Annotated in this window: 19 protein-coding genes and 1 pseudogene; 13 read left to right on the top strand and 7 right to left on the bottom strand. The window is 71.3% G+C overall.

The features are described from left to right. Positions 1-25: 25 nt before the first annotated feature. Positions 26-883 (bottom strand): RCC1 domain-containing protein, encoded by an 858-nt coding sequence (locus H1D24_RS12920; protein ID WP_181657607.1) that lies wholly within the window; start codon positions 881-883, stop codon positions 26-28. A gap of 441 nt (positions 884-1324) precedes the next feature. On the opposite strand from H1D24_RS12920, the gene H1D24_RS12915 reads away from it, so the two are divergent. From H1D24_RS12915 to H1D24_RS12895, 5 genes are all read left to right on the top strand, one after another. Further along, a complete protein-coding gene (locus tag H1D24_RS12915; protein ID WP_181657606.1) occupies positions 1325-2197 on the top strand; it encodes a universal stress protein in 873 nt (290 codons plus the stop codon). 177 nt (positions 2198-2374) lie between these two features. Continuing rightward, a complete protein-coding gene (cpt, locus tag H1D24_RS12910) occupies positions 2375-2908 on the top strand; it encodes a chloramphenicol phosphotransferase CPT (protein ID WP_309484297.1) in 534 nt (177 codons plus the stop codon). Between the two features lie 111 nt (positions 2909-3019). Continuing rightward, positions 3020-3508: a hypothetical protein gene (locus tag H1D24_RS12905; protein WP_181657605.1), complete on the top strand. Its 489-nt coding sequence runs from the start codon at positions 3020-3022 to the stop codon at positions 3506-3508. Positions 3509-3906: 398 nt separating this feature from the next. Further along, on the top strand, positions 3907-5382 hold the full coding sequence (locus H1D24_RS12900) for a flavin-containing monooxygenase (protein WP_181657604.1): 1476 nt from the start codon (positions 3907-3909) through the stop codon (positions 5380-5382). A 33-nt stretch (positions 5383-5415) separates the two neighbouring features. Next, a complete protein-coding gene (locus H1D24_RS12895; RefSeq protein WP_181657603.1) occupies positions 5416-6129 on the top strand; it encodes a MerR family transcriptional regulator in 714 nt (237 codons plus the stop codon). A gap of 142 nt (positions 6130-6271) precedes the next feature. Here the strand turns inward: H1D24_RS12895 and H1D24_RS12890 are convergent, their stop codons facing one another. Together H1D24_RS12890 and H1D24_RS12885 are read right to left on the bottom strand one after the other, a co-directional pair. After that, positions 6272-6934 (bottom strand): response regulator, encoded by a 663-nt coding sequence (locus H1D24_RS12890; RefSeq protein WP_181657602.1) that lies wholly within the window; start codon positions 6932-6934, stop codon positions 6272-6274. Continuing rightward, positions 6931-8061, bottom strand: a complete 1131-nt coding sequence (locus H1D24_RS12885; protein ID WP_181657601.1) for a sensor histidine kinase — start codon at positions 8059-8061, stop codon at positions 6931-6933. Before H1D24_RS12885 ends, H1D24_RS12890 begins: the two co-directional genes overlap by 4 nt. Positions 8062-8280: 219 nt before the next feature. Here H1D24_RS12885 and H1D24_RS12880 point away from each other — a divergent pair, with 219 nt between their 5' ends. Then, on the top strand, positions 8281-8703 hold the full coding sequence (locus H1D24_RS12880) for a DUF6223 family protein (protein WP_181657600.1): 423 nt from the start codon (positions 8281-8283) through the stop codon (positions 8701-8703). A 25-nt stretch (positions 8704-8728) separates the two neighbouring features. Here H1D24_RS12880 and H1D24_RS12875 read toward each other — a convergent pair. Then, positions 8729-9049, bottom strand: a pseudogene (locus H1D24_RS12875) (SDR family NAD(P)-dependent oxidoreductase); the annotation flags it as partial. Between the two features lie 200 nt (positions 9050-9249). Between H1D24_RS12875 and H1D24_RS12870 the strand changes: the two are divergent. The 6 genes from H1D24_RS12870 to H1D24_RS12845 all read left to right on the top strand — a co-directional run bounded on the left by H1D24_RS12870 (position 9250) and on the right by H1D24_RS12845 (position 16872). Continuing rightward, complete coding sequence (locus H1D24_RS12870; protein ID WP_181657599.1) at positions 9250-11115, top strand: gamma-glutamyltransferase family protein; 1866 nt, start codon at positions 9250-9252, stop codon at positions 11113-11115. Positions 11116-11248: 133 nt separating this feature from the next. Beyond that, positions 11249-12076 (top strand): inositol monophosphatase family protein, encoded by an 828-nt coding sequence (locus H1D24_RS12865; protein ID WP_181657598.1) that lies wholly within the window; start codon positions 11249-11251, stop codon positions 12074-12076. Positions 12077-12512: 436 nt separating this feature from the next. Next, a complete protein-coding gene (locus H1D24_RS12860) occupies positions 12513-13928 on the top strand; it encodes a phytoene desaturase family protein (RefSeq protein ID WP_181657597.1) in 1416 nt (471 codons plus the stop codon). 137 nt (positions 13929-14065) lie between these two features. Beyond that, positions 14066-14593, top strand: a complete 528-nt coding sequence (locus H1D24_RS12855) for an O-acetyl-ADP-ribose deacetylase (RefSeq protein ID WP_181657596.1) — start codon at positions 14066-14068, stop codon at positions 14591-14593. A gap of 267 nt (positions 14594-14860) precedes the next feature. Then, positions 14861-16342, top strand: coding sequence for an AlkA N-terminal domain-containing protein (locus H1D24_RS12850; protein ID WP_181657595.1), 1482 nt, complete (start codon positions 14861-14863; stop codon positions 16340-16342). Between the two features lie 29 nt (positions 16343-16371). After that, positions 16372-16872 (top strand): methylated-DNA--[protein]-cysteine S-methyltransferase, encoded by a 501-nt coding sequence (locus H1D24_RS12845; RefSeq protein ID WP_258564022.1) that lies wholly within the window; start codon positions 16372-16374, stop codon positions 16870-16872. A 51-nt stretch (positions 16873-16923) separates the two neighbouring features. On the opposite strand, the gene H1D24_RS12840 is transcribed toward H1D24_RS12845, so the two are convergent. From H1D24_RS12840 to H1D24_RS12830, 3 genes are all read right to left on the bottom strand, one after another. After that, positions 16924-17649, bottom strand: a complete 726-nt coding sequence (locus tag H1D24_RS12840) for an SIR2 family NAD-dependent protein deacylase (protein WP_181657594.1) — start codon at positions 17647-17649, stop codon at positions 16924-16926. A gap of 227 nt (positions 17650-17876) precedes the next feature. Beyond that, positions 17877-18368 carry an NUDIX domain-containing protein gene (locus H1D24_RS12835; RefSeq protein ID WP_181657593.1) on the bottom strand — a complete coding sequence of 164 codons (492 nt, stop codon included), beginning with the start codon at positions 18366-18368 and terminating at the stop codon, positions 17877-17879. A 54-nt stretch (positions 18369-18422) separates the two neighbouring features. Further along, positions 18423-19514, bottom strand: coding sequence for an ADP-ribosylglycohydrolase family protein (locus H1D24_RS12830; RefSeq protein ID WP_181657592.1), 1092 nt, complete (start codon positions 19512-19514; stop codon positions 18423-18425). 252 nt (positions 19515-19766) lie between these two features. On the opposite strand from H1D24_RS12830, the gene H1D24_RS12825 reads away from it, so the two are divergent. Next, positions 19767-20888 (top strand): glycerate kinase, encoded by a 1122-nt coding sequence (locus H1D24_RS12825; RefSeq protein ID WP_181657700.1) that lies wholly within the window; start codon positions 19767-19769, stop codon positions 20886-20888. The last annotated feature ends 6 nt before the right edge of the window (positions 20889-20894 follow it).

Below are 20894 nucleotides of genomic sequence, written 5' to 3'. Positions count from 1 at the left end.
CCGGCTGGTTCGACTCCGGCCGAGTTCAGGACACCGACTGGTTGCTGTAGGAGTTGGAGCCTGTTCTCATCGGGCGGGCCCTCAGTCCGGGAACCTGGGTGGGTGTGTTGCGGGCGGTCGTGTCGCCCAGGCCGAGCTGCCCGTCTGCGTTGGCGCCCCAGCACGACACGATGTTCCCGACGCGCACCCCGCAGGTGTGCGCCCGGCCGGCAGAGACGGTCGCCCAATAGGTGGCGGTACCCACTTGGACGGAGCTGTTGCGGTCGGTCGTGTCACCGAGCCCGAGCTGACCGCTGGCGTTGCGTCCCCAGCACCACAGGGTGCGGTCGCCTCGGATGCCGCAGGTGTAGTCGAACCCTGCCGAGAGGGCCACCCAGTCCGAGGCGGTGCCGACCTGGACCGGGGTGTTGCGGTTGACGGCGTCACCCAGTCCGACCTGGCCGAGTTGGTTCCTGCCCCAGCAGTACAGCGTCCCGCTCGCCCGGGTCGCGCAGGTGTGGTTCTCGCCGACGGCGATCGCCGCCCAGGTCGTACTGGCACCGACCTGCGTCATCGTGAGGCGCTGAGTGTTGTCGCCGAGCCCCAGCTGACCGAAGTTGTTCATCCCCGAACACCACAGCGAGTCCAGACGGGCGGCGCACGAATGCCCCGGCCCGACCGCCACCCGCTGCCAGTCGCTGAAGGTGCCCACCTGCGTAGCGCTGGGGCGGTCGGTCTTGTCACCCAGACCCAGCTGCCCCCCGGCATTGTCTCCCCACGCGTGCAGCCTGCCGATGCCGAATTCCTCGGCCGACTTCGCGGCGCTCGCCGGCACGGTGGATCTCCCGGACAGCTCGGCGGAAGCACTCGGAAGCAGGGCGATCATCGGGAACCCGATGGCCACGGACAGCAGCGCCGCTACCCGTGTGAACCGTGCTCCCCGGCGGCGGTCAGTGCGCATTCCGGCACGTCGGAGCAGGTACAGCAGAACTCTCACGCAGGGTGCATCGGCGCATTGGACCACGGCTTGAGGCCGTCCGCTCGCGATGCGTTCGATCAGACTCCCGCTGTTCGGGCTAACAGCACTGAACGCGTTTCCGGAACGTGGTACCGCGTCCCAAAACCGTCGCCCACACGGCCGGCCCTCGGGAGGTCTGGACCGTCATGCCAGCGGAAGCCGCTCCGGGTTTCCCCAACGGTCGAAGATCACCCGGCCGAGCATCGCTGATGGGCCCGGCTGGAGGGGCCGACCGGCCCTTGTGCCACAGCCCCCGCTCCCCCCGATGCTGGAAGGAGACAGGGACGGCTGAGAGGCCGTGCCCATGAAACGTACGGAGGCCAACCCGTGACCCTCGCAATCTCTGTCGGAGTGGACGGATCCCCTGAAAGCCTGGCCGCGGCCGAGTGGGCGGCCCGCGAAGCCACGCTGCGCGGGGCGCCGCTCCGTATCGCGCACGCCTGGCTCTGGCAGCGCCTGGACCTGCCTCTTGTGCAGGACAGAGAGGCTCAGGCCCAGTCGGCCCAGGCCGTACTACGGGAAGCCGAATCACGCGTGGCCGGTCGGTACCCGGACCTGCCCGTCACGGCCGAATTGCTCTCGGGCACGCCGGTCGACGCTCTGCTGAACGAGGCCGCGCGGTCGGACATGCTGGTGCTTGGATCCCGAGGGCACGGCGCCCTTGTCGGCTTCCTGCTCGGCTCGTACGGTCAGCAGGTGATCGCGGCCGCGACGAGGCCGGTCGTCTTGGTCCGGGCCCACCACGGGGAGACAGATGGTCTCGAAGGCCGCGAGGTAGTTGTGGGCCAGCAGGGCGGTCCGGAGGACAGCGAAGACGTTCTTGCATTCGCCTTCGAGGCTGCGGCCGCGCGAGGCGCTACTGTACGAGCGGTGCGTGCGTGGAGTCTGCCGCCCCTCTACGCGTACAGCCCGGGTTCGATGCGGCTCCTCGACGAGGCGGGAGGGCTGGAGCCGTTCGAGAAGAAGGCACTGGGCGAGGCGCTCGCACCGCTGCGGGAGCGGTTCCCCGGCGTGCCGGTGATCGAGCATGTCGAAATCGGCAGCGCGGGACAGGTGCTGCTGTCGGCCGCCTCCCGCGCGGAGTTGCTCGTGGTCGGACGCCGGGTACGTCGTTCCCCCATCGGCACTCACATCGGGTCCGTCGCCCACGCCGCTCTGCACCATGCGGCCTGCCCCGTCGCCGTGGTACCGCACCGCTGAGCACCGATCGGTCCCTGTCGTCGTAGTGGTCCCGTACGAGCGGCGATGAAGTCGCCTTCAACCGCGCCACCGCAGGATCACCACCTGTGGGCTTGGCCTGCGGTCGGAAGAGGTCGTTCTTGGCGTGCTTGCCGATATTCGTTTCCTGCCGTGTGGGACGCGACCTACTGTGGCGCGGTGACGACTCAGATGATCATTCTCAACGGTGGTTCCAGCTCGGGGAAGTCCGGGATCGTACGGTGCCTGCAGGCCGTACTGCCGGATCCGTGGCTGGCGTTCGGGGTCGATTCATTCGTCGACGCGATGCCCGCGAAGATGCAGGCGTCGGACGAGGGGATCGAGATCGCGGCGGACGGCGTGGTGAGCGTCGGGGCGGACTTCATGGCGCTGGAGGCGGCATGGATGGAGGGCGTCGCGGCGATGGCCCGTGCAGGCGCCCGGGTCATCATCGATGACGTCTTCCTCGGCGGAGCGGCGTCTCAGCAACGGTGGCAGAAGGCACTTGGCGATCTGGCCGTGCTGTGGGTCGGCGTCAAGTGTGAGAGTGCGGTCGCCGCGGGCCGTGAGGTCGCACGCGGAGACCGGGTCCAGGGAATGGCCGCGTTGCAGGCGGATTCGGTTCACGAGGGGGTGATCTATGACCTGGAGGTGGACACGACGCATACCGAGTCCCTGGTGTGTGCGCGAACCATCGCCTCCCATGTCGGCTGATCAACGGATTGCCGGACACCATCAGCGTTGGCGTGCCGACCTGGATGCCCCCGCTGCGCGCGCCGGAAAACACGTGGCGTGCGGCCGCGACCGTCACCTACCGTGCCGGGCATGCGCGTCGTTTTCACCAAGGGTCCCGGTACGAGCTACGAAATCGCCGTGCACCGCGACACCGGTGCCGCGCTCGCCCCGCGCAACGGGCCCGGCGGGCATCCGTATCTCCCGCACGACCTGGTGCACTTCCTCGTCGAGGCGGAGGCGGGCATCACGCTCGGGGTCTACGGGCGGCTGGCCGCCGGTGACAACGGCCTGTTCTGGCCCGCCGACCCCGCGGAGCGCGCCAAGGCCGCCCGGCGCCGCAAGTCGAAGCGAGTGAAGTCGTCCCACCAGGCGAAGGCCGACATGGCCAGGTCGGAGGAGCTGGCGGGCATCGCCGTACCCGTGTGGGAGGTGCGGCACGGCCACGCGCGGGAGCTGCCGGCGTATGTGACGGCGGGGGAGATCCCCCCGGTGGTCGACCGGATCGTGTCCCGGTTCGACGACTACGCCGACCGCTGGCACACGCTGCCGGTCGGAGGTTCGCTGACTCTGACGTGGTGACGCCGGCCCAGTCCGCCTACCGCGACCTCGCTCGTGCGATCGCCACGTGCTGCTGCTGGCCGCCGGACAGCTCGCCCGGCCGGGCGCGGAAGGAACCGACTGGCAGCGGGCCTCATCGCCGAAGCGGCCGGCCCCAGGACGTACCAGCCAGGATGGGGCGTCTACGCCATCATCCACACCTCGGGCCTGGGTCCGGACCGACGGCGTCTCGCACGACGAATCTGGCCGGTGGGATCCGCACCGGAGAGCGGTACGTCCTGCACCTCACCGTGACTTGACGAGCTGTCACCGAGCTGGCTGCTGCCTCAGGCACTGTGGCCATACGCTGGGCATGGGGGGTCCGCAACTGGGATGATGAGCGAGCTGGATGCGCCGATCCCCGCGGAGGGTGGCAGCTGATGAGAGTGTGTGTTGTCGGGGCCGGCCCCGGGGGAATCGTCACCGCCAAGGTGCTGCTGGAGAACGGCTTCGACGTCACGGTCTTCGACAAGTACCAGCAGGTCGGCGGGATATGGTCGTCAGAGGGCTGCTACGACGGGCTGGCCAACCAGTCCGCGCTCCGCATCTTCGAGTTCGCGGACCTGCCCAACCGCTTGCACTTCGCCAGTGCGGTGGACACGCAACGCTACCTGGAGAACTACGCCGAGACCTTCGGTGTGCTGGGCCGCGTCCGACCGGGCACCGAGGTGATCTCCATCCGGCCCGTGGACGGGCCTGGGCGGGTGGGCGCCTCCGGCTGGTTGATCGACTCCCGGCCCGCCGGGGACAAGACGGCGGAGGTTCATCACGAGACATTCGACTACGTCGTTGTCGCCAGTGGGGCTCATCATCATGCCCAAATGCCCGAGCTGCCCGGGCGTGAGCTGTTCCGCGGGACCGTGCTGCACTCCAACGAGGTGCGGGCCGGGACATTCGCCGGCCGGCGCGTGGTAGTCGTAGGCGGCGGCAAGTCCGCATTGGACCTGATCACCCGCGCCGCACGTGAGGCGACCTCGGCCACCCTCGTGCAGCGCAAGGTGAACTGGATGGTCCCCGAGCGGTTCCTGCTCGGGCTGGTCGGCTACAAGTGGATCCTGTTCACCCGGCTCGGTGAAGCGCTCCTGCCCCGCTACCACGATCCGGCCTGCATCCGTCCGATCGACCGCATCGACGAGCGGGTCAAGCGGGCTCTGTGGTGGCTTATCACCCGCGACATGCTGATTTCCACCGGGCTGTACCGGCTGCCGAAGCAGCTGCGGCCCGCTCACGCGCTCCCCTTCCACCTGGCCCACGCGGGAGTGATGCCACACGGCTACGCGCGGGCCGTCCGCCGCGGCCAGATCGCCCCCAAGGTCAGTGCTGTCGAGGCGTATACCGACAAGGGGCTGCGACTGGCGACCGGCGAGGAAGTGGCGGCGGATGTCATCGTGTTCGCCACGGGGCACCACAAAGTCTTCCCGTTCCTGGATTCGAGAGTGCCAGTGCACGACTCCGCCGGGCGGCTGCGGCTCTACCGAGGCATCGTGCCACCCAGCGCCGACCGGCTGGGGTTCGTCGGTTTCCGGCAGGTCTTCAACAACATCATGGGCATGGAACTCACCGCGCACTGGCTGACCTGCTATTTCCGGGAGACGCTGCGCACCACCCCGGGCGAGCAGGAGATGCGGGAGGCCATCGACGCTCGCCTGGCCTGGCAGGAGCAGGTGCTGCCGGGCTCCGGCGGCTACGACTTCGGCCCCTACGACATCCACTGCGCGGACGAACTCCTGCACGACATGGGGTTGCCATCCCGCCGCGCCGGCAACCTGCTGGCCGAATACCTGCTTCCTGGCGGAGTCGCACACCGCTACGCGGGCCTGACGCGATCGAGTTCGGCGACACCCGGCAGCGGTTGACTCTCGGGCAACCCGAAACCCGATGCTGTTCCAGTGAGCAACGACAACCTCCTGAGCATCGGCGGCTTTGCACTCCTGAGTGGTCTATCCCTCCATGCCTTGCGGCACTACGACGAGGTCGGACTCCTACCTCCAGCGGTGGTCGACCCGGACACCGGATACCGCCGCTACCGACCCGACCAGGTTCAGCGCGCCCGGCTGATCGGCGCCCTGCGCAAGGTCGACCTGCCGCTCGACGAAGTGCGCCAGGTCCTGGACGACCCGGACCCCATCACCCGCAAGGCCGTCCTGACCCGGCATCAGCAGGAGTTGGCGGAACGTGCTCACACCCTGTCCCGCATGGTCCACACCCTGGACCACTACATCGAACATGGAGTCGCCATGCCACAGGTGACCAGCCCGCGCATCGTCCAGGTGACCATCAACGTCCGCAGCCTCAGCGAGGCGAGAGCCTTCTACGAGCACGTGTTTGCGGCAGAGTTCAACGAGGAGATCTCCTCCTTCCAGATCGGGACCTGGCCCGGTGAGGAGTTCTTCCTGCTGACCGTCGCGCACGAGCCCAACCATCCTGGGCCCGCCGGGCCCTCACGGTTCGGCCTTCTCGTCGCCGACCTCGACACGGTCCACAAACGGGCGCTTGACGCAGGCGCGGCCGAGATCGAGCCCCCCGCCGACAGGCCCTGGAAGCCACGCTCTTCCTGCGTGGCGGACCCCAGCGGCAACCGCATCGACCTCTTCCAGAGCTGACACCGGGAACCGGGAGGTGAGGGGCCCTGACGCCCCTCACCTCCGGCTGAATGTCAAGATCGGGCGAAGTCGCGAGGGTCGGCAAGGCAGACGAAGACGTTGAGCACACCCGTGCGGCCCACGACGGACCGGACCGTCGATGTCAAGAGTTGCGTGGGGCCACCAGGCCGGATTCGTAGGCGAGGACCACGAGTTGGGCCCGGTCACGGGCATGGAGCTTGGCCATGGCCCGGTTGATGTGGGTTTTCGCGGTCAGCGGGCTGATCACCAGACGACCCGCGATCTCGTCGTTGGACAGGCCGTGCGCGACCAGAACGACGGCCTCGCGTTCGCGGCTGGTCAGCTCTTCCAGCCCCGTGCCGGTGTCGGTGGGGAGCGGCTGGGTGACGTACCGGCTGATCAGCTTGCGGGTGATCGAGGGTGCGAGCAGGGCGTCGCCACGCGCGGCGACGCGTACGGCGTGCAGGAAGTCTTCTGGCACGACGTCCTTGACCAGGAACCCGGCAGCGCCGGCGCGCAGCGCGTTGAAGACGTATTCGTCCAAGCCGTAGTTGGTCAGGATGACGACGTGCACCTCGGCCAGGGCCGGGTCCGCGGCGATGCGCCGGGTCGCCTCGATGCCGTCGAGGACCGGCATCCGGATGTCGACGAGCGCGACGTCGGGCAGGTGCTCTTTGGCGAGCTCCAGGCCCTCGCTGCCGTCGGCGGCCTCGGCCACCACCTCGATGTCGTCTTCGAGATCGAGGAGCGCCCGGAATCCACTGCGAATGAGCGGCTGGTCGTCGACCAGCAGGACACGGATCATGACACTCGGTCCAGGGGGAGTTCGGCCTGGACGGTGAAGCCGCCGTCGCCGCGCGGTTCCGCCCGCAGCCGGCCGCCGAGGGCGGTGACGCGTTCGCGCATCCCAAGCAGCCCGACGCCGGGCGTCGGCGCGGTGACTGATGTGGCCTTGCCGTCGTCATCGATGCGTAGCGCGAGGGCGTCCGGACGGCAGTCGATCCGGACCGACGCCGTGCCGGCGTCCGCGTGACGGGCGATGTTGGTCAGCGACTCCTGGACGATCCGGTAGACGGTCCGGCCCACCGCGGCCGGCACGTCGTGCCGCTGTCCCTCAATCGTCAGCGTCGCCTCAAGGCCGCCGGCCTTACGTGCTCGTTCCACCAGTTCCGGGACGTCGTCGAGCCCACGCGGCGGGGCCGTGTCGTCGTCGCGCAGCGCCTCCAGGGTCGCACGCAGCTCCCGGCTGGCCTCACGACCGGCCTCCTGGATCGCCAGCAGGGCCTCCGGCACCTCCTCGCCACGCTTGCGGGCCACGTGGACGGCCACTTCGGCCTGCACCTTGATGACCGAGATCTGGTGGGTGAGCGAATCGTGCAGCTCCCTCGCGATGTGCAGCCGCTCCTCGTCGGCGCGGCGCCGCGCGGTCTCCTCCCGGGTGCGCTCGGCCTCGTCCGCCCGCCGCTCGGCCTGCCGCAGCGCCTCACCCGCGGCACCGGCCGCGATCAGCCAGGCCAGCTCCAAGGCGCCTCGGGCCTGAGCGAACGCCTCGCCCGTGTCATGCAGGCCCGAGGCCAGGGCCGCGAGCGGGAGCAGGGCCAGCATGGCCACGCTCGCCGCCACCGTGACGGTGCGGTGTCCCGCACGCACGGCTGCGTACACCGCGAACAGGTACGCGACAGCAGGCACATCGAAACCGACCGCCTGGTACCCCACCGCGCACAGTCCGGCGACGGCCAGAACGGCAACCGGAGCCCGGCGGCGCGCGGCAAGCGCCAGTCCGCCGGCCGTCAGCAGCGCGTACCCGAGCAAGTCGAGGTTCGTGGCGGAACGTTGCCCGGACAGGCCGGTAACCAGCAGTGCCGCCGCCACGCCGACAGCGATGACCCAGTCTCCGACACGGGCACGGACACCGGACTCATGTGCACGCATGAGCGCACCCTAGTCGGCTGCCACCGCGGGCGAGTCCCCCTCGTGGACGAGCGGCCGACTACCGCACACGCAGTACCGTCGCGCCTCCTGCGGCGTGCGTGGTAGCCGGATGGGGCATCGGCGGCAGTGCGAAGTGTCTGCACTCGCCGGACGACCGGGGGTGGGTCCGCCAGACATGCTCAGGCGACACTCAGTCGCAGGAAGAGAAGGAGCACCTTGATGTCTGGTCGTCGTCTGCTTGCCGCCGCCGCGGCCGCCCTGCTCGGAGGTATCGGTCTTGCCGCACCGGCGGCCGCGCACTCCTCGGTCCAGTCGGTCGCCGCCAGTTTCTACGACTTCAGCCTCGGGCGGGTCGGGGCCAGCACGGGCGCGCTGCTGGGGCTGGCCGGCGTGGTCATCGCCGGGCTGGCGCTGGGCCGCCCCGCCGGTCGTCTCGGCGCTGCCAACGGATCACTCGGCGCCATGGTGGCCATGGTGGCGGGGCTGATCGGCATGGCCCTCGGTGGGCTGGTCGCGGCCACCGCCGACGGTGGTCTCGGCACCGGCAACGGGTTGGGCGGGGCCTACGTGGCCATGCTGGTGGGGCTGATCGGCACGGCCCTCGGCGGGCTGGCTCTGTCCCGCTCCCGCCGCACCGGCTGACCGCAGCGGATACGAGCCGGGGTTCGGGTCGAACTGCGGTGGTCGTCCGGACCACACCGGCGAGGTCGACGTCGAAGACACCGAGGGCGTCGGCTCCGGTCAGGGCGCTGGGGTCACCGGTGGGGCCGTGGATGCCGACGTTGTTGATCAGAACGTCGATCGAGCCCTCGTGCTCGGCGACATCCGCGACCGCGGCGTCGACTTACGCGTCGTCGGTCACGTCGACGGGGACGAACCGTGCGCCGAGCGCGGCGGCGGCCTCCGCGCCCTGTTCGGGGTTGCGGGCTCCGACAAGCACGGTGTGACCGAGTTCGATGAGGCGGCGGGCGGTCTCGCGACCAAGTCCTCACTCTTCGCCGACCATCACGCTCGACCACTACGCCCACCTCATGCCGGAGGCAGCGGAGAAGGAACGCAGGGCGATCGATAGCCTGCTTGATGATCACGTGAACGCGAGTCCTGGCTGGAACTCCCCAGACCCCCAGGACAGTTCCTGAGCGCTGATCGGATGGACCGATGCGCGTAAACAGCGAGGTGAGACGCCAGATGTTCAGTACCCGGCCCACGCTCCAGGGCACCTTCGGCATGGTCTCCTCCACCCACTGGCTCGCCTCGCAGTCCGCGATGGCCGTGCTGGAGGGTGGCGGCAACGCCTACGACGCCGCGGTCGCCGCCGGTTTCGTACTCCATGTCGTCGAGCCACACCTCAACGGCCCCGGGGGTGAGGTACCGATCATCCTTGCGCCGGCGGGCGGCGAGGTGCGCGTGCTGTGCGGGCAGGGCGTCGCGCCCGCCGGGGCCACCGTCGCCCACTACCGGTCACTGGGACTGGACCTCGTCCCGGGCACCGGGCCGCTCGCCGCCGCCGTGCCCGGCGCTTTCGACGCCTGGATGCTGCTCCTTCGCGACTACGGCACGAAGTCGCTCGCCGACGTCCTCGCGTACGCCATCGGGTACGCCGAAGACGGCCACGCGCCCGTGGAGCGCGTCTGCGAGACCGTGCAGACGGTCCGTGAGCTCTTCGAGACCGAGTGGACCTCGTCGGCGGAGGTGTATCTGCCAGGGGGCCGCTCCCCACGGCCGGGGGAGTTGCTTCGCAATCCGGCGCTGGCCGCCACCTGGCGCCGCCTGATCGCCGAGGCGACCGAGGCGGGCGGCACGGACCGGGTCGCACAGATCGAGGCCGCACGGCAGATCTGGAGCCGCGGGTTCATCGCCGAGGCGCTCATACGGCAGGCGCAGCGCCCCACGATGGACACCAGCGGCACCCGGCACACCGGCACGCTCACCCTGGACGATCTCGCCTCCTGGTCCGCGTCGTACGAGGCGCCGGTGACGTACGACTGGCGCGGCTGGACGCTGTGCAAGGCGGGCGGGTGGAGCCAGGGCCCCGTCTTCCTGCAGCAGCTCGCCCTGCTCCCCCAGGAGCTGCCCGAATACGGCTCCGCCGACTACGTGCACCTGCTCATCGAGGGCTGCAAGCTCGCGATGGCGGACCGCGAGGCCTGGTACGGGGACGCGGCGGAGGTGCCCGTCGCCGAGCTGCTGTCCGACGCGTACAACACGCAGCGGCGCGCGCTCATCGACGCCAAGGCCTCGCCCGAGCTGCGGCCGGGGAGTCCGGGCGGGCGCACGCCGAAGCTGAGCGCGCACGCGCGCGTGGTGGCCTCCGGAGAGCCCGGCTTCGATGCGACGGGTCTCGCGGGGGCGGGCGTGGGCGAGCCGACCGTGGGCGGGAGCGGCCGCTCGCCCGTATCCGGCGCATCGTCCGTGCCCGGCGAACCGGATGTCGCACCCGACGGCGGCACCCGTGGCGACACGTGCCATCTCGACATCGTCGACCGCTGGGGCAACATGATCGCGGCCACGCCCAGCGGCGGCTGGCTGCAGTCCAATCCCGTCGTGCCCGAGCTGGGCTTTCCGCTCGGCACGCGCCTGCAGATGGCGTGGCTGGAGGAGTGCCTGCCGAACTCGCTCACGCCCGGCCGACGGCCCCGTACGACGCTGACCCCGTCCCTCGCCCTGAAGGACGGGGTGCCGGTGATGGCGTTCGGAACGCCCGGCGGTGATCAGCAGGACCAGTGGCAGGTGCACTTCTTCCTGGCGGTGGCGCTGCGCGGGCCGGTGCGCGGCGGGCTCGACCTGCAGGGCGCCATCGACGCCCCGAACTGGCACAACGACAGCTTCCCCGGTTCCTTCTACCCGCGCGGGATGCGACCGGGCTCCGTCACCGTCGAGTCCCGTATGGATCCCGAGGTCGTCGAGGAGCTGAGGCGCCGCGGCCATGAGGTGACGGTGGGGGAGCCGTGGTCGGAGGGGCGGCTGTGCGCGGTGGCCAGGGACCCGGAGACCGGGATTCTGTCGGCGGCGGCCAATCCGCGTGGGATGCAGGGGTACGCCGTGGGGCGCTGAGGGACGGCCTCAGCTGCGGAAGCCCGAGGACGAGGCGGCGGAGCGGGGCGGCTTTCGTCCCGTTCACGGTGATTCCATCCCCTGTACACCGGGCCCGGCGGGCGATGTCAGTGGCGCATGCTCTCATGGACGCATGATTGATGACTTTCTCGTACACGGACTCACCCACGTCGAGGAGGTGGTCCGCAAGGCGGCCGCCGTGGAGATCGTGCCTCGCTTCCGGCAGCTCGCCGCGCACGAGATCGTCGAGAAGAGCGGGCCGCACGACCTGGTGACCGTGGCGGACCGGCTGGCCGAGGAGTTCCTGACGACAGCGCTCACCGAGCTGCTGCCGGGCTCGGTGGTCGTCGGCGAGGAGGCGGTGCACGCGGACCCGACGACGTACGAGGCGATACGCGGCGGGGCGCCGGTGTGGATCGTCGACCCGGTCGACGGGACGCGGCAGTTCGTGCACGGGGACCCCGGGTTCTGCACGCTCGTCGCGCTTGCGCTGGGCGGCGAGGTGCTCGCCTCGTGGACGTATGCCCCGGCGCTCGACGAGCTGGCCGTGGCTGTTCGCGGGCAGGGAGCCGTGCTCAACGGCGAACCGCTGCGGGCCGGTTCGCCCGCCGCGGGTCAGGTGCTGCAGGTGGCCACGTCCCACCCGGACTACACCACGCCCGAGCAGAAGCAGGCCCTGCTCGGGCTGCGCGTGGAGGGCGTGGACCCGCGGCCGTGCGGCTCGGCCGGGCTGGAGTATCTGGCCGTCGCCCGCGGTGAGGTGGACGCCGTGGCCTTCTCGTGGGAGGCCGCCTGGGACCACGCCGCCGGGGTGCTGCTCGTGGAGGAGGCGGGCGGTGCACATCTGACGCGTGCGGGCGAGCCGTTCCGGATAACGGGGGGCAATGCGCTGCCGTTCACGGCCGCGCGGGACGCGGCCACGGCTCGCCGGGTTGCGGGGTTGCTCTCGGGCAGAGCCTGATCTGAAGGCGTGCCCGGGCGTCCTCGAAGTCGAACCGCACGGTGGTCACCTGCAGCTCGACCTCCGTGCCGACGGGCGGCCAGTCGTCGGCGTCGCGCGGCAGCCACGGCATGTCGATGAAGCCGTCGAACGGCAGCCCGATGTCACGGCAGCCCGATGTCGACGAACAGACCTGTGACGCCGGGCGGCCAGGAACGCCCCGCCAGGCCGGCTGTCAACGCCCCATCGGGCCGGCCCCCCACGCCCGCCGGGCCGGTTCCCCGAGTCTGGCCGGGCCGGATCCAAGCCTGGCCCGGCTCGCTGCCAAGGTGGCCGGGCCCCTTGCTTTCAAGGCAGGCCAGGCAGGCTGCCAACTCCCCGTCGGGCTGTCAGAGGCGCGGCATATCCTGTGGTTGCAGTGGCCGTCGGCTGACAAGGGAGTCCGAAGGTGCCGTCGATGCTCGATGCCGTCGTCGTGGGTGCGGGGCCGAATGGACTGACCGCTGCCGTCGAGCTGGCCCGCCGCGGCTTCTCCGTCGCCGTCTTCGAGGCGCGGGACACGGTGGGCGGGGGAGCGCGGACCGAAGAGCTCACGCTGCCGGGTTTCCGGCACGACCCATGTTCCGCCGCCCACCCGCTGGGGATCAACTCGCCCGCGTTCAAGGCGATGCCCCTCGAGCGGTACGGCCTGGAGTGGCTCCATGCCCCGCTGCCCATGGCACACCCCTTCCTGGACGGCACGGCCGCGGTGCTGTCGCGCTCCGTCGCCGAGACGGCCGCGTCGTTGGGGCCGCGCGACGCCGGGACGTACCGCAGGCTGGTCGCCCCCTTCACCAGCAGGTGGGACACCCTCGCCCGCGACTTCATGTCGCTGCCGTTGACTGCGCTCCCACGCGACCCGGTCACCCTGGCCCGCTTCGGCCTCGTGGGCCTGCCGCCGTCGACGTGGCTGATGCGCCGGTTCCGCGACGACCGGGCGAAAGCCCTGTTCGCAGGGCTCGTCGCCCATGTCATCGCGCCGCTCGACGGCCTCGCCACCGGCGCCGTCGGTCTGGTCTTCGCGCTGGCCGCGCACGCGGGCGGCTGGCCGGTCGCTCGCGGCGGCTCCCAGTCGATCGCCGACGCCCTCACCGCGTATCTGAAGGACCTCGGCGGCCTCGTGCACACGGACTACGAGGTCAAGCGCCTGGACGACCTGCCGCCCGCGCGCGCGTACGTCTTCGACACCTCGCCCGCCGCGCTCGCCCGGATCGCCGGGCTGGGTCGGGCCTACGAGCGTTATCGGTACGGCGCCGGCGTGTTCAAGATCGACTATGCGCTGGACGGGCCGGTGCCGTGGACCGCCGAGGAGCCGCGCCGCGCCGGGACGGTGCAGGTCGGAGCCGGCATCCAGGAGATCGGGACGGCCCTGCGTGCGGCGTCCCGAGAAGGCCGGGCGCCGGATCCGCCGTTCCTGATCACGGTGCAGCCGAGCCTCGCCGACCCGTCCCGCGCACCCGCCGGAAAGCAGGTCTTCTGGGCGTACGGCCATGTTCCGAACGGCTGGGACGGCGACCTGACGGACGCCGTCGAGCGGCAGCTGGAGCGGTTCGCCCCCGGCTTCCGCGATCGCGTCCTGGCGCGCGCCACGGCGGGTCCGCCCGAGCTCGCCGCCCGGAACCCGAACTACGTCGGCGGCGACATCGCCTGCGGCGCCGCCTCCGGCCTGCAGCTCCTGCTCCGCCCCAAGCTCTCCCTCTTCCCGTACAACACCCCGCACCCGGCGATCTTCATCTGCTCGTCGGCGACACCGCCCGGGCCCGGAGTGCACGGGATGTCGGGGCACAATGCGGCGAAGGCGGTGTGGCGGCGACTGCGGCAGAGGGCGGCGTGATCTCCGGGCCTCCGGGACGGGCGGGCCGCAGCGCGCACGGGGTCACGTCTGCCGATCTTCCGGGGCCTGCTGACCTACGGAAATCGGCTGGCCCTCGGGCCCTGCCGACCCCCGCGCAGCTTCGTACGATGGGTGATATGACCGCCATCACCCTGGTACAGGGGGACATCACCGAGCAGACGGTCGACGCCATCGTCAACGCCGCGAACTCCTCACTGCTGGGCGGCGGGGGTGTCGACGGAGCGATCCACCGGCGGGGCGGGCCCGCGATCCTCGAGGAGTGCCGCAAGCTGCGGGCCTCCGTGTACGGCGGAGGGCTGCCCACCGGCCGGGCAGCCGCCACCACGGCGGGGCAGCTGCACGCCGCTCACGTGATCCACACGGTGGGCCCCGTCTGGTCCCACGGCGAGGACCGTTCCGCGCTGCTGGCCTCCTGCTACCGGCAGTCGCTGCGCATCGCCGCCGAGCTGGGCGCACGGACCGTCGCCTTCCCCGCGATCTCCACCGGACGCTACGGCTGGCCTCTGGACGACGGGGCCCGCATCGCCATCCGCACCGTGCGGGAGGCCGCCGCGCCGCCCGTCGAGGAGGTGAGGTTCGTCCTCTTCGACAAGGAGGCGTACGAGGCGTTCGAGGCGGCGCTCGCGGAGCCGGCGAAGAGCTGACCGCGGCGCTCGCGCAGTCGGCGAAGAGCTGACCGCGGCGCAGCGGCGGGCCGGCGAAGAGGTGACCGCGGGGCAGCGGCGGGCCTGCGAAGTGCTGACCGCGGCGCAGCGGGGGCCGCGGGGGCGGACCAGGCCCACACGGCCGAGCGCGCCAGCATGAGACGCTCGCCCCAGGCAGGCAGCCGAGGGAAGCGCGCTCCCAGGCAGCGCAAGGTTGATGTCGGATTTCCGCCAGCCCCGCTCGACACCCTGCACCATCCTTGAGCCATGCACACCGACACCGAGCGCTGTCTGCGCGCCGTGCAGGCCAAGGAGGCCCGCTTCGACGGGTGGTTCTTCACGGCCGTACTGACCACGGGGATTTACTGCCGCCCGAGCTGCCCGGTCGTGCCGCCCAAGCCGCAGAACATGAGGTTCTACCCGTCCGCCGCCGCCTGCCAGCAGGCCGGATTCCGCGCCTGCAAACGCTGCCGCCCCGACACCAGCCCCGGCTCACCCGAGTGGAACCAGCGCGCCGACCTCGTGGCCCGCGCCATGCGGCTCATCGGCGACGGCATCGTCGACCGTGAAGGCGTCCCCGGGCTCGCCGCCCGCCTCGGCTACAGCACCCGGCAGATCGAGCGGCAGCTGCTCGCCGAGCTGGGTGCCGGCCCCCTCGCGCTCGCCCGGGCCCAGCGCGCCCAGACCGCCCGCCTGCTCGTCGAGACGACCGCGCTGCCCATGGCGGAGATCGCCTTCGCCGCGGGTTTCGCCTCGATCCGCACCTTCAACGACACCGTACGAGAGGTCTACGCGCTAGCCCCGAGCGAGCTGCGCACCCGGGCCCTGAGGGGCACCCAGAGGACGAACGGAACGGGCACCCCGGGCGCGCTCACCCTGCGGCTGCCGTTCCGCGCGCCGCTCAATCCCGACAACCTCTTCGGCCACCTCGCCGCGACCGCCGTACCTGGCGTGGAGGAGTGGCGAGACGGCGCCTACCGGCGCACGCTCCGCCTCCCCTACGGGCACGGAATCGCCGCGCTCACCCCCGCCCCCGACCACATCGGCTGCCGCCTGACGCTCACCGACCTGCGCGACCTGCCCGTCGCCATCAGCCGCTGCCGCCGCATGCTCGACCTCGACGCCGACCCGGTCGCCATCGACGACCTGCTCCGCACGGACCCGCTGCTCACGCCGCTCGTCGACAAGGCGCCGGGCCGGCGGGTGCCGCGCACCGTCGACGAGGCCGAGTTCGCGGTGCGCGCGGTGCTCGGCCAGCAGGTCTCCACGGCCGCCGCACGTACCCATGCGGCCAGGCTGGTCGTCGCCCACGGTGAGCCCGTGGACGACCCCGAGGGCGGCCTCACCCACCTCTTCCCGTCACCCGAAGCGCTGGCCGCGCTGGACCCCGAGTCACTCGCCCTGCCGCGGAGCCGCCGCACCACGCTCACCACGCTTGTCCACCAACTAGCCGCAGAAGAGCTGTGGTTGGGCGCCGACAGCGACTGGGACGAGGCCCGCGTGCGGCTGGCCGAGCTGCCAGGATTCGGGCCCTGGACCGTCGAGGCCATCGCGATGCGCGCCCTCGGCGACCCGGACGCCTTCCTCGCCACCGACCTCGGAATGCGGCGCGCCGCCCAGGAACTGGGCCTGCCGTCCACTCCGGCCGCGCTCACCGCCCGCGCCGCGGCCTGGCGCCCATGGCGGGCCTACGCGGTCCAGTACTTGTGGGCCACCGACGACCACCCGATCAACTTCATGCCCATGTAGGGCAGTTACGAAAAAGGATGTACGAACACATGTCACCGAGCAACCGTCAGCACACCGTCATGGACAGCCCCTACGGCCCGCTCACCGTCGTTCTCACCGACGGCGTCCTGTCCGGCCTCTATATGACCGGCCAGCGCCACCGCCCGCCCGAGGAGAGTTTCGGCGACCGCGACAACACCGCCTTCGCCTTCGCGGAGATCGCCACCCAGCTGAAGGCCTACTTCGCAGGCGAGCTGAAGGAGTTCACGCTCCCCCTCCACCTCCACGGAACGCCCTTCCAGCGCACCGTCTGGGAGCAGCTCCGGAAGATCCCGTACGGCGAGACCCGCTCCTACGGCGAACTCGCCCACGAACTCGGCAACCCCAAGGCCTCCCGCGCGGTCGGCCTCGCCAACGGCAGGAACCCCGTCGGCATCATCGTGCCCTGCCATCGAGTGGTCGGCGCGGACGGCAGCCTGACGGGCTACGGCGGCGGCCTGGAGCGCAAGCAGCAGCTGCTGGACTTCGAGCGGGGCGCCGGACTGTTCTGATCGTGGACCGCGGACTCATCCCCGGTCAGTGGGACAGGGACTCATCCCCGGTCAGTGGGCCAGGCTCCGCAGCAAATCCGGCAGCGCCGTCCCGATCGGCTCCCGTACGACCTCGTCGGCCTGGTCGTCGTACGGCGTCGGCTCGGCGTTGACGATGATCAGCCGTGCGCCGTGGTCGGCGGCGAGACCGGCGAGACCCGCGGCGGGCTGCACCTGCAGAGTCGTCCCGACCGCGATGAACACCTGGCAGGCCTTGGTGATGGCGACCGCCTGGCCCAGCACCTCCGGATCGAGCCGCTCGCCGAACATGACCGTCGCGGACTTGAGGATCCCGCCGCAGTCCAGGCACGACGGGTCCTCCTCACCCGCGGCGACCCGCGCGAGCGCGTCCTCCATCGAGGACCGGGCGCCGCACCCGGTGCACATCACCGACCGCGCCGTCCCGTGCAGTTCGAGGACCTTGCGGTCCGGCAGCCCGGCGAGCTGGTGCAGCCCGTCGACGTTCTGCGTGATGACCCGCACCGGCACCCCGGAACGCTCCAGGTCGACCACCGCCCGGTGCGCGGCGTTCGGCTGGGCCTGCAGGGTCCGGTTCTTGCGCCGCATCTGCCATGAACGGCGGCGGATCTCCGGATCCGCCATGTAGTACTCGTACGTGACGAGCTTCTCGGCCTCCGGATCGCGCCGCCACAGCCCGTTCGGCCCGCGGTAGTCCGGGATGCCGGAGTCGGTGGAGATACCGGCGCCGCTGAGGATGGCGACGAGAGGCTTGTCCATGCCGTCGAGCCTAGGCCCTGTCGTCAAACTCCCGCCTGCCCCGGCCTTGCGATCGCACGCTCCCCCAAGCTCTCGGCTTCGCTCGAGCAGGGAGGGACCCCCATGACGCCGCGGGGCCCGCCCTTCGGGCGGACGGCGGGAGTTTGACGACAGGGCCCAGGCCGCGGGCCATTCGGCGGCGAACCGATATCCCGGGCTCCGCAGCGCGGGACTCCGTACCGCCGTCGTCACATCGCAGGCCGGCCGTTCTCCAACTCGGCCGTGCCGGTGCCCTCCTCCAGTACGTCGAGTGCGGCGAGCACCCGTAGGCTCAGCGTGCCGTGCAGGTACTGCTGGATCTCGGCGCGTGGCACCAGCCGCCAGGACAGCAGCTCCTCCTCCTGCAGCCGGATCGACTTGAGCTGTTCCTCGGCGAGCACGCCGCCGTCGTACACATAGGCCACGATCGGCGGGCGCCCCGTGCCCAGCACCCAGTCCACCGCGAGCAGACGCCCGAGCTCGACGTCCAGGCCGATCTCCTCCAGCGTTTCGCGCCTGGCGCCCTGCCGCGGGCTCTCACCGGCGTCGGATTCGATGGTTCCGCCGGGCAGCGCCCAGCCCTCGCGGTAGTTGGGCTCGACGACCAGTACGCGCCCTTCGGCATCACGGAAGAGGGCGGCGGCGCCGGCGAGGACGCGGGGGAGGCCGGCGATGTAGGTGGCGTAGTCCGGAGTGGTCACCAGGGAAGGGTAACCAGCGCGGGCGCCTCCCACCTCGGCTTCAACCGGTGTACGTCAGGTGTTCTGCGCGGCCAGCAGTACCGTGCGCTCAGCCAGTTCGCTGATACGCGCCCCGTCGAAGCCGAACACGGCGCTGCGTACCGTGTCCTCCAGCGGTTCCTTCCACTGGGGCGGGATCGCGGCGGCTCCGCACAGCACGCCCGCGACGGAACCGGCGGTCGCGCCGTTGGAGTCGGTGTCGAGGCCGCCGCGCACCGTCAGAGCGATGGTGCGGGTGAAGTCGCCGTCTCCGTACAGGAGTCCGGCGGTGATGACGGCGGCGTTGGGGATCGCGTGGATCCAGTTGAGCCCCGCCGTCTCCTCCTGGACCGCGTCGAGTGTGTCCTCCCAGCCGAGCCGCGAGTCGTGCAGCGAGATGACGCGTCGTACCGTCCGCGCGAGACGGCTGCTCGCCGGGATCACCGTGAGCGCGGTGTCCACCGCGGCCCGCACCGTCGGCGCCGTGAACGCGGCGGACACCAGTGCCGCCGCCCACATCGCGCCGTACACGCCGTTGCCGCTGTGCGACAGCACCGCGTCGCGGCGGGCGAGCGATGCCGCGCGGCGCGGGGCGCCCGGGCACGTCCAGCCGAAGACGTCGGCGCGGATGAGCGCCCCGATCCACTCCTGGTAGGGATTGTCGTAGGTCGCGGTCAGCGGCGGCTTCAGGCCGTTCGCGAGGTTACGGTACGCGGCGCGCTCCGCGGTGAACGTCTGGAGATACGGGAGCCGCAGCAGCCACAGTTCGCCCACCTGTTCGGTGGTGAAGCCGAAGCCGTGGGTTTCCAGCAGGTCCAGGCCGAGGATCGCGTAGTCCACGTCGTCGTCCCGGCAGCTGCCGTGGATACGGCCCCGTACGCACGAGCGCCACTCGGGGCGCAGCGCGAACCCGTCGGACTCGGACACGGGTTCCGGCAGATAGTCCGTGAGGGGAAGGGCGGCTGCCCGTGTGAGATAGCCGTCGATGCGCTCGCGTGTCCAGTGGTCGCCCTGCTCCACCGGCTTGCCGAGCATGTTGCCCGCGATCCGGCCGAGCCAGCCGCCGAGGATCCGGTCGTCGAGTTCCGTGCCCACATCCGTGCCCACATGCGTGTCCACAGAGGTCATGCCTCCGGTTTACCCATTCCCGGGCGCTTTCGCGCGGTCGATGCCGGGCCGGGGCCAACACCACCTGACGCGGGCCATGGGCAGCGGGCCCCGCCTCCGGTTAAGGTCGCAGCGGCGCGACTGCCCTGCGTGAGCAGCAGGGCCCGGAAGCAAGGGGATGCAACGGTGGCGGACGCTGCACGGACGGCAGCGGGCAAGGCACAGGCGACGGGCCCGTCGGGGTCGTCGGGGAAGTCCGGCCAGGTCGGACGCGTGCTGATAGCCGCAGACAAGTTCAAGGGATCACTCACGGCCGTGGAGGTCGCCGAGCGTGTGGCGGCCGGCCTGCGCCGCGTCGCTGCATGGGTGGAGGTCGAGGCGCTGCCGGTGGCCGACGGCGGCGACGGTACGGTCGCGGCCGCCGTCGCCGCCGGATTCGAGCGCCGGGAGGTACGGGTCACGGGGCCGCTCGGCGACCAGGTCACGGCGGCGTACGCGCTGCGCGAGGGGACCGCCGTGGTCGAGATGGCGGAGGCCAGCGGGCTCCAGTGGCTGCCGGACGGCGTCTTCGCGCCGTTGAGCGCGACGACGTACGGCTCCGGGGAGCTGATCCGCGCGGCCCTCGACGCGGGGGCCCGCACCATCGTCTTCGGCGTCGGCGGCAGCGCCACCACCGACGGGGGCGCGGGAATGCTGGCCGCGCTCGGGGCGCGGTTCCTGGACGCTGACGGGGAACCCGTCGCGCCGGGCGGCGGGCCGCTGCGGGGGCTGGCCTCCGCGGATCTGTCCGGCCTCGATCCGCGCATCGCCGATGTCGACGTGGTGCTCGCCAGCGACGTCGACAACCCGCTGACCGGGCCTACGGGGGCGCCCGCGGTGTACGGGCCGCAGAAGGGGGCGAGCCCGGAGGACGTGGCCACGCTTGACGCTGCGCTCGGCCATTACGCCGCGGTCCTGGAGAAGGCGATCGGCCCGAAGGCCGCGGAGTACGCGCAGTCGCCGGGGGCGGGGGCCGCGGGGGGTATCGGATACGGGGCTCTCGTCGGGTTCGGGGCGAGCTTCCGGCCCGGTATCGAGGTCATGCTGGACGTTCTCGGCTTCGCGCCCGCACTGGAACGCGCCGCCCTCGTCATCACGGGGGAGGGGTCGCTGGACGAGCAGACCCTGCACGGCAAGGCCCCGGCGGGCGTCGCCGCGGCGGCGCGTGCGGCGGGCAAGGAGGTCGTGGCGGTCTGCGGCCGCCTTGCGCTCCGGCCTGAGGCGCTGGGCCGGGCAGGCATCCGTCGGGCGTACGCGCTCACGGACGTGGAACCGGACGTCGCCCGCTGCATCGCCGAGGCGGGGCCGATTCTGGAGACGGTGGCGGAGCGGATCGGCCGCGACTTCCTGACGTGACGGGCT

The sequence above is a fragment of the Streptomyces himalayensis subsp. himalayensis genome (assembly GCF_013778455.1).
GTDB classification, from domain to species: Bacteria; Actinomycetota; Actinomycetes; order Streptomycetales; family Streptomycetaceae; genus Streptomyces; species Streptomyces himalayensis.
The sequence above is the reverse complement of the archived record's forward strand: the minus strand, read 5'-3'. Positions and strand labels throughout refer to the sequence as shown.